At 72.3% G+C, this 8,880-nt stretch carries 9 protein-coding genes; 6 read left to right on the top strand and 3 right to left on the bottom strand.

The genetic code is table 11. The features are described from left to right. Positions 1–41 precede the first annotated feature (41 nt). From gatB to gatC, 3 genes are read right to left on the bottom strand one after another with little or no spacing between them, the layout of a single operon-like run. Positions 42–1,493, bottom strand: a complete 1,452-nt coding sequence (gene gatB, locus ACZJYS_RS08320; protein ID WP_109515438.1) for an Asp-tRNA(Asn)/Glu-tRNA(Gln) amidotransferase subunit GatB — start codon at positions 1,491–1,493, stop codon at positions 42–44. Next, positions 1,490–2,971, bottom strand: coding sequence for an Asp-tRNA(Asn)/Glu-tRNA(Gln) amidotransferase subunit GatA (gene gatA / locus ACZJYS_RS08325; RefSeq protein WP_493177109.1), 1,482 nt, complete (start codon positions 2,969–2,971; stop codon positions 1,490–1,492). Before gatA ends, gatB begins: the two co-directional genes overlap by 4 nt. A gap of 5 nt (positions 2,972–2,976) precedes the next feature. Then, a complete protein-coding gene (gatC, locus tag ACZJYS_RS08330; protein WP_109515436.1) occupies positions 2,977–3,264 on the bottom strand; it encodes an Asp-tRNA(Asn)/Glu-tRNA(Gln) amidotransferase subunit GatC in 288 nt (95 codons plus the stop codon). An 80-nt stretch (positions 3,265–3,344) separates the two neighbouring features. Between gatC and ruvX the strand changes: the two genes are divergently transcribed. The 6 genes from ruvX to dprA form a co-directional block, all read left to right on the top strand. Further along, positions 3,345–3,833 carry a Holliday junction resolvase RuvX gene (gene ruvX / locus ACZJYS_RS08335; protein ID WP_493177110.1) on the top strand — a complete coding sequence of 163 codons (489 nt, stop codon included), beginning with the start codon at positions 3,345–3,347 and terminating at the stop codon, positions 3,831–3,833. 147 nt (positions 3,834–3,980) lie between these two features. Next, on the top strand, positions 3,981–5,129 hold the full coding sequence (locus ACZJYS_RS08340; RefSeq protein ID WP_379648387.1) for a helix-turn-helix transcriptional regulator: 1,149 nt from the start codon (positions 3,981–3,983) through the stop codon (positions 5,127–5,129). Between the two features lie 91 nt (positions 5,130–5,220). Next, entirely contained in the window at positions 5,221–6,165 is a 945-nt protein-coding gene (locus ACZJYS_RS08345) for an aspartate carbamoyltransferase catalytic subunit (RefSeq protein WP_109515433.1), read from the top strand. Positions 6,166–6,173: 8 nt separating this feature from the next. Further along, complete coding sequence (locus ACZJYS_RS08350) at positions 6,174–7,460, top strand: dihydroorotase (protein WP_493177113.1); 1,287 nt, start codon at positions 6,174–6,176, stop codon at positions 7,458–7,460. Beyond that, positions 7,457–8,047 carry a glycerol-3-phosphate 1-O-acyltransferase PlsY gene (gene plsY / locus ACZJYS_RS08355; protein ID WP_493177115.1) on the top strand — a complete coding sequence of 197 codons (591 nt, stop codon included), beginning with the start codon at positions 7,457–7,459 and terminating at the stop codon, positions 8,045–8,047. Before ACZJYS_RS08350 ends, plsY begins: the two co-directional genes overlap by 4 nt. Continuing rightward, on the top strand, positions 8,044–8,880 hold an 837-nt coding region (gene dprA / locus ACZJYS_RS08360), incomplete at its 3' end, for a DNA-processing protein DprA (RefSeq protein WP_493177118.1). The genes plsY and dprA, both read left to right, overlap by 4 nt.

An 8,880-nucleotide genomic window follows, 5' to 3' on the forward strand; every position in this document is an offset into this window, starting at 1 on the left:
ATGGTTCGAGGCCGGAAGGGAAGCACGCGGCGAGGCTGGCGTCAGCCCAGCTTCTTCTTCAGCAGCTCGTTCACCAGGGCCGGGTTGCCCTTGCCCTGCATTGCCTTCATCGTCTGGCCGACGAAGAAGCCGAACAGCTTGTCCTTGCCGGAGCGGTATTCCTCCACCTTGCCGGCATTGGCAGCCATCACCTGGTCGATCACCGCCTCGATCGCGCCGGTGTCGGTCACCTGCTTCAGGCCGCGCTCCTCGACGATGAGGCCCGGCGCCTTGCCGGTCTCGAACATCGCCTCCAGCACCTCCTTGGCGAGCTTGCCGGAGAGGGTGTTGTCGGAGATCAGGTCGAGCAGCGCGCCGAGGTCCTCGGCGCTGACCGGCGAGCTGCCGATGCTGGCGCCCACGCGGTTGAGCCCGGCGAAGAAATCGCCGGTGATCCAGTTGGCGGCCATCTTGGGGTCGCGGCCCTTCGCCACGGCCTCGTAGAAGGCGGCCGTCTCCTTCTCCAGAGTCAGAACATGGGCGTCATAGGGCGTCAGGCCGAAATCGCCGACATAGCGGGCGCGGCGGGCGTCGGGCAGTTCCGGCAGGGCGGCCTTGAGGCTGTCCACCCAGGACTGCTCCAGCACCAGCGGCGGCAGGTCGGGGTCGGGGAAGTAGCGGTAGTCATGCGCATCCTCCTTGGAGCGCATGGAGCGCGTGACGCCGCGGGTGGTGTCGAACAGGCGGGTCTCCTGCACCACCTCCTCGCCCGCTTCCCACAGTTCCACCTGCCGGCGCGCCTCGGCCTCCACAGCCTGCATGACGAAGCGGATGGAGTTGACGTTCTTCACCTCGCAGCGGGTGCGGAACCCCTCCCCCGCCTTGCGGACGGAGACGTTGACGTCGGCGCGCAGCGAACCCTGCTCCATGTTGCCGTCGCAGGTGCCGAGGTAGCGCAGGATCTGTCGCAGCTTTGTCAGGTAGGCGCCGGCTTCCTCCGGGGAGCGCATGTCCGGCTCGGAGACGATCTCCATCAGCGCGACGCCCGAGCGGTTGAGGTCGATGTAGCTCTTGCTCGGGTGCTGGTCGTGCAGCGACTTGCCGGCATCCTGCTCCAGGTGCAGCCGCGTGATGCCGATGGTCTTGGTGCTGCCGTCGCCGAGCTGGATCTCGATCTGCCCCGTGCCGATCACCGGGTACTGGTACTGGCTGATCTGGTAGCCCTGCGGCAGGTCCGCGTAGAAGTAGTTCTTGCGGTCGAAGCGCGACCACAGATTCACCTGCGCGTTCAGCCCGAGGCCGGTGCGCACGGCCTGCGCCACGCATTCGCGGTTGATCACCGGCAGCATGCCGGGGAAGCCCGCATCGATGAAGCTGACCTGGCTGTTGGGCTCGGCGCCGAACTCGGTCGCGGCGCCGCTGAACAGCTTGGCCATCGAGGTGACCTGGGCGTGCACCTCCAGCCCGATCACCACTTCCCACGGGCCGGTGCTGCCCTCGATCGTGTAGCTCATGCCGCGGCCCTCAGAGCGGGAAGCGCGTGGAAGCCGGCCGCGCGCTCGATGGCGCCGCCGACGGCGAAGACCGTCTCCTCGTCGAAGGGGCGGCCCAGCACCTGCAGGCCGAGCGGCAGCCCCTTCATATCCAGCCCCGCCGGCACGGACATGCCGGGGATGCCCGCCAGGTTGGCGGTGATGGTGAAGACGTCGTTCAGATACATCGCCACGGGGTCGTCCTGGTTCTCGTCCCGGCCGAAGGCGGCGGTGGGGGTGGCGGGGGTCAGGATGGCGTCCACCTGCGCCCAGGCCTGGTCGAAGTCGCGCTTGATCAGCGCCCGCACCTGCTGCGCCTTGACGTAGTAGGCGTCGTAATAGCCGGCGGAGAGGACGTAGGTGCCGATCAGGATACGGCGCTTGACCTCATCGCCGAAGCCGGCGGCGCGGGTCCGCTCGTAGAGGTCCTTCAGGTCCTCGCCATTCTCGCGCAGGCCGAAGCGCACGCCGTCATAGCGGGCGAGGTTCGAGGAAGCCTCGGCCGGCGCCACGATGTAGTAGGTGGGCAGCGCGTATTTCGTGTGCGGCAGGCTGATGTCCACCAGCGTGGCGCCCTCGGCGCGCAGCCAGTCCATGCCCTGCCGCCACAGCGCGTCGATCTCGGGGGAGAGCCCCTCCACCCGGTATTCGCGCGGGATGCCGATGCGCAGCCCCTTCACGCCGCGTGCCACGGCCGCGGCGAAATCCGGCACCGCCACATCGGCGCTGGTGGAGTCCCTCGGGTCGAACCCCGCCATGGAGCCGAGCAGGATGGCGCAATCCTCCACCGTGCGCGCCACCGGCCCCGCCTGGTCGAGCGAGGAGGCATAGGCCACGATGCCGAAGCGCGAGCAGCGCCCATAGGTGGGCTTGATGCCGCTGACGCCGCAGAAGGCCGCCGGCTGGCGGATCGAGCCGCCCGTGTCGGTCGCCGTGGCGCCGAGGGCGAGGCGCGCCGCCACCGCCGCCGCCGAGCCGCCGGAGGAGCCGCCGGGCACCAGCGCGGTGTCGTCGCCCTGGCGCTTCCACGGGTTCTCGGCCGCGCCGAAGGCGGAGGAGGTGTTGGAGGAGCCCATGGCGAACTCGTCGAGATTCGCCTTGCCCAGGAACACCGCGCCGTCGCGCAGCAGGTTGCCCGTCACCGTGCTCTCATAGGGCGGCACGAAATCGCCGAGGATGCGGCTGCCCGCCGTGGTGCGGGTGCCGGCGGTGCAGAACAGGTCCTTGATGGCCAGCGGGATGCCGGCAAGCGGACCGGCCTCGCCGCGCGCCAGCGCCGCATCGGCCTCGGCCGCCTGGGCGGCGGCGAGTTCCGGCGTCACGGTGATGTAGGCGTTGAGGCGCGGGTTGAGCGCCGCGATGGCGTCGAGATGCGCCCGCGTCAGCTCCGCGGCGCTGATCTCGCGCGCGGCGAGGGCGCGGCGGGCGCCGGCGATGGTCAGTTCGGTCGGGTGCGTCATGCCGCTCACTCCACCACCTTGGGCACGGCGAAGAAGGCGCCGGCGCGGTCCGGCGCGTTGGCCAGCACCTGCTCCTGGATGCCGCCATCGGTCACGCGGTCCTCGCGCATCCGCAGCGCCTGGGCGCCGCCGCCGGCCATCGGCTCCACCCCTTGGGTGTCGACCGCCTGCAACTGCTCGATCCAGCCCAGGATTCCATTCAGTTCGGCCTCAAGGCGCGGCAGGTCGGCCTCCTCCACCCTGAGGCGGGCGAGCGAGGCGACGCGCCGGACTGTGGCGGTGTCGAGCGACATTCGTTTTCTTCCGGAGAGTGATCAGATCAGGTTCGCGCGGAACAATTGCGCGACGACGGGGGCGGACCATAAACACCGCCATGCCCATCTTCAACCTGAGCCAACTCCGCACCGCCCTGCCCCGCGAGGCAAGGCTGATCGGCCTGGACCCCGGCAAGCGCGTCATCGGGGTGGCGCTGTCCGACGTCCTGCTGATGCTGGCCAGCCCGTACAAGGGCCTGGCCCGCGGCAAGCTGGCCGCCAACGCCGCCGAGATCGCCGCCATCGCGCGCAAGGAGGGAGCGGGCGGGCTGGTGGTCGGCCTGCCGCTGGGGCTAGACGGCTCCTTCGGCCCGGCCGCCCAGGCGGCGAAGGACTGGGCCATCGCCCTCTCCGCCGCCACCGGCCTGCCGGCGGCGCTGTGGGACGAGCGCCTCTCCTCCTCCGCCGTGAACCGGATGATGATCGAGGAGGCCGACCTGACGCGCGGCAAGCGGGCCAAGGCGGTGGATGCCGCCGCGGCGGCCTACATGCTCCAGGCGGCGCTGGACGCGACGCGTGGCGCCCCGGATGGCCCGCGCCAAGCCTGAAGGCGCGCGGGGTGGGCGGGGGGAAGGCGCCGAGCGCGCGGCCCGGGCTCGCCCACGGCCGCAACCCTCACGCCAGAGCCTTGCGTCAGACGGGCCGCCGGTTCCATTGTGGGAGTCTGTTACAATCCGGAAGAGGCCGCGCGGGCCATGCCTGAAGACCGCCTCGACGCGCTGATCGATGATCTCTACGGGCTGGCCGCGGATGGCGGCTCCAGCGAGTCCGGGTGGGAGGCATTGCTGGCACGGGTGGCGCTGCTCATGGGAGCCACCTCGGCCGCACTGCAACTGGCCAGCCCGCAGCAGGGAACGACACGGCTGCTGGCCACCCACAACGTGGCCGACGCGGTGAACCAGGATTACGCCGCCCACTTCTTCCCGCGCGATATCTTCATGGACCAGGCACGCGCCATGCCCGGCCAGCTCATGCTGAGCCAGGACCATCTGCCCGACGCGCTGGTGGCGCAGTCCGAGATCTACAACGACCTGTTCCGGCATCACCTGCACGGGGCGTTCTATGTCGCCGGTGGGGTGACGCCGGTGGGGGACGGCCAGGTGCTGGGCTTCGGCCTGCAGCGCGCCCGGGAGCGCGGCGCCTTCACGGCCGAGGAAAGCCGCACCCTGCAGCGCCTCTGGCCGCATCTGCGCCGCGCCGCCCAGGTGCAGCTGCGGCTCCAGCAGGCCGAGGTCTCGCAGCGCCTGGGCTTCGAGGCGCTGGACCGCATGACGGGGGGCATCGTCATCCTGGCCGCCGACCGCCGCATCCTGTTCATGAACCGGGCGGCGCGGCGGCTGCTGGAGGAGCGGAGCGGCTGCGCCACCACCGGCAATGGCGGCCGGCTGCGCCTGACCTACGGCCCGGCGGATGAGCGGTTCTCCCTGCTGCTGGCGCAGGCCACCACCATGGGCCCGCCGCGCCGCGCCAACACCCTGCGCTGCCCGCGCGCCGAGGGGCTGCCGGCGCTAATGCTGCTGGTGGCACCCTTCCAGCCGCAGACCATGGTGGCTATGCCCGGCGCGGCGCCGCTGGCGCTGCTGCTGATCTCCGACCCGCGCGACGTTCCGCCGCCCCTGCCCGATCAGCTCATGGCCCTGTTCGGCCTGACGCCGGCCGAGGCGGGGGTCGCCGCCAGCCTGGCCCAGGGGCTGAGCCCGGAGGAGGTGGCGCAGGCGCGGGAGGTGCGGCTGAGCACGGTACGGAGCCAGGTGCAGGCGCTGCTGGCCAAGACCGGCACACGCCGCCAGGGCGAATTGCTGCGCCTGCTGCTCTCCCTGCCGCAGGCGGCGGCGCCGGACTGAGCACTGCGGCCGGCGCGAGGGTGGCGGCCGGCCCTTCCGGCGCGGCGCACGTATGGCTATGGTCCCCCGCCTCTAGCCGGACTGGTCCCGCATGCTGCCCTTTCCTCACCGGCACCTCCTGGCCCTGCAAGGGCTGGAGCCGCCCTATATCGCCGATCTCCTGGATCTGGCGGAATCCTATGCCCTGCTCAACCGCAGCGGGAAGACCCAGCGCGACCTGCTCAAGGGCCAGACGCTGATCAACCTGTTCTTCGAGGACAGCACCCGCACCCGCACCAGCTTCGAGCTGGCCGGCAAGCGGCTGGGGGCGGACGTGATCAACATGTCCGTCAGCCAGTCCAGCGTGAACAAGGGTGAGACGCTGCTCGACACCGCCTCCACCCTGAACGCCATGCATTGCGACCTGCTGGTGGTGCGCCACGCGCAGTCCGGCGCGCCCGCCCTGCTGAGCCAGAAGGTCGATGCCGCGGTGATCAACGCCGGCGACGGCACGCATGAGCACCCCACCCAGGCGCTGCTCGACGCGCTGACCATCCGCCGCCGCAAGGGCCGGCTGGAGAACCTCACCGTCGCCATCTGCGGCGACGTGCTGCACAGCCGGGTGGCGCGCAGCAACATCCACCTGCTCAGCGCCATGAACTGCCGGGTGCGCGTGGTGGGGCCGCCGACGCTGATCCCGGCCGAGGCGGCGCGGATGGGCGTCGAGGTGTTCCACGACATGAAGGCCGGCCTGCGCGACGCCGACGTGGTGATGATGCTGCGCCTGCAGAAGGAGCGCATGGCCGGCGGGCTGGTGCCCTCGGCGCGGGAGTTCTTCCGCTTCTACGGGCTCGATGCCGCCAAGCTGGCGCATGCCAGGCCCGATGCCATCGTCATGCACCCCGGCCCGATGAACCGCGGCGTCGAGATCGACAGCGCCATCGCCGACGACCCGGCGCGCAGCGTCATCGGCGAGCAGGTGGAGATGGGCGTCGCCGTCCGCATGGCGGTGCTCGACATCCTCTCGCGCAACATGCGCCGGAACGCCCGGCTGTGACCGCCCCCATGCACGACACCCCCCGTGACACGCTGTTCATCAACGCCCGCCTGATCGACCCCGCCTCGGGGCTGGATGCGCCGGGCAGCCTGCTGGTCAGCCGCGGCGTCATCGCCGATCATGGTGGCGCGCTCGGCAACCCGGAGGGGGCCGAGACCGTCGATTGCGGCGGCGCCGTGCTGGCGCCGGGCCTCGTCGACATGCGCGCCGCCCTGGGCGAGCCTGGCGCGGAATATCGCGAGACCATCGAGAGCGCGGCGCTGGCGGCGGCGGCGGGCGGCATCACCACCCTCTGCGCCCTGCCCGACACCCAGCCGGCGCTGGACGACGCCGCCCTGCTGCAGTTCATCCTGCGCCGGGGCGAGGCCACCGGCAGCCTCTCCATCCTGCCCTATGGCGCCGCCACCAAGGGTTGCGCCGGCCAGGAGATCTCGGAATACGGCCTGCTGCGCGAGGCCGGCGCCATCGCCTTCAGCGACGGGCGCCACGCCATCGGCAGCGCGCGCACCATGCGCATCGCCCTCTCCTATGCCCGCGCCTTCGGCAGCTTCGTGGTGCAGCACCCGGAGGAGCCTTCCCTGGCACGCGGCGGCGTCGCCACCGAGGGCGAACTGGCCACCCGGCTCGGCCTCGCCGGCATACCCCCCGCGGCCGAGGCCATCATGGTGGCGCGCGACATCGCGCTGGCCCGCATCACCGGCGGCCATGTCCACTTCGCCCATGTCTCCACCGGCGCGGCGCTCGACCTGATCCGGGCCGCCAAGGCCGAGGGGCTGCGCGTCACCTGCGACACCGCGCCGCCCTATTTCGACCTGAACGAGACGGCGATCGGCGATTTCCGCACCTACGCCAAGCTCTCCCCGCCCCTGCGGCGGGAGGCGGACCGGCTGGCCGTGGTGGCGGCCCTGGCCGACGGCACGATCGACGCCATCGCCTCCGACCACCAGCCGGCCGATGCCGACGACAAGCGCCTGCCCTTCGCCCAGGCCTCGGCCGGCGGCACGGGGCTGGCCACGCTGCTCGGCATCACCCTCTCCCGCGTGCATGGCGGCGACCTGACGCTGCCGCAGGCCCTGGCCCTGCTGACCTGCCGCCCCGCCGCCCTGCTCGGCCTGCCGGTGGGCCGGCTTGAACGCGGCGCGCCGGCCGACCTGCTGCTGCTCGACCCCGAGCGGGCCTGGAAGGTCGAGGCCGGCAAATTGCCCGGCAAGGCGCAGAACTCGCCCTTCGACGGACGGGCGCTGGAAGGCCGGGTGCTGGGCACCTGGAAGGCCGGGCGGCGGGTGTTCGGATGAGCCTGCTGCTCGCCGCCGCGCTGCTCGGCTACCTCTCCGGCTCCGTGCCCTACGGGCTGCTGCTGACCCGCGCGGCAGGGCTCGGCGACATCCGCCAGATCGGCAGCGGCAACATCGGCGCCACCAACGTGCTGCGCACCGGCAACAAGAAGGTGGCGGCGGCGACGCTGCTGCTGGATGCGCTGAAGGGCGTGGTGCCGGTGCTGGCGCTGGGAGCGCTGTGGGGCCGCGATGCCGGGCTGGTGGCCGGGCTGGCGGCGCTGCTGGGCCACATCTTTCCTGTCTGGCTGGGCTTCAAGGGCGGCAAGGGCGTCGCCACCGGCGCCGGGGTGCTGCTCGCCGCCGCCTGGTGGGTGGGGCTGGCCTGCGCCGTGCTGTGGTTCGTCATGGCGAAGGTGACGCGCATCTCCTCCGCCTCGGCGCTCACCGCCTGCGCCGCGGCGCCGCTGGTGGCGCTGCTCTCGGGCGATCTGCGGCTGGCCGGATTCGCGCTGGTGCTGGCGCTGCTGATCATCTGGCGCCACCAGGACAACATCCGCCGCCTGCTGGCCGGCACCGAGCCGCGCATCGGCCAGAAGAACAAGTGACGCGGAACGCGGCCGAGGCGCTGGCCCTGCTGCGGCTGGCGCGCACCGAGGGGATCGGCCCCATCGCCTTCCAGAAGCTGCTGGCCCGGCACGGCTCCGGCGCCGCCGCGCTGGCGGCGGTGCCCGGCCTGCCGGCGCGCAGCGGCACCCCCTACCGCCCCGCGCCGGAGGCCGCCGTGGCGCGGGAGATGGCGGCGGTGGCCGAGATGGGCGGCCGCTTCCTGTTCCTGGGCGATGAGGATTATCCCCCTCTCCTGGCGCTGTTGCCGGACGCGCCGCCGGCGCTGGCCGTGGTGGGGGACCCGGCGCTGCTGCTGGCGCCGCAGGTGGCGCTGGTGGGGGCGCGCAACAGCTCCGGCCTTGGCCGCCGCATGGCGGAGGAACTGGCCGAGGCGCTGGCCGCCGCCGGCATCACCGTCACCTCCGGCCTGGCGCGTGGCATCGACGGCGCGGCGCACCGGGGCGCGCTGCGGGCGGGCGCCACCATCGCCGTCATTCCCGGCGGCCTGGACGTGCCCTACCCGCCCGAGCACCTGGAGCTGCAGGGGCTGATCGCCGAGCGCGGCGCCGTGGTGGCCGAGGCGCCGCTCGGCACGGCGCCCATCGCCCGGCACTTCCCGCGCCGCAACCGCATCATCGCCGGCCTCAGCCTGGGCGTGGTGGTGGTGGAGGCGGCCTACCGCTCCGGCACGCTGATGACGGCGCGGCTGGCGCTGGAGGCGGGGCGCGAGGTGTTCGCCGTGCCCGGCAGCCCGCTCGACCCGCGCTGCGCCGGCTCCAACGACCTGCTGCGCCAGGGCGCGCACCTCGTCGAGCGGGCGGAGGACGTGCTG

It is taken from the genome of Roseomonas sp. TS2 (genome assembly GCF_058833935.1).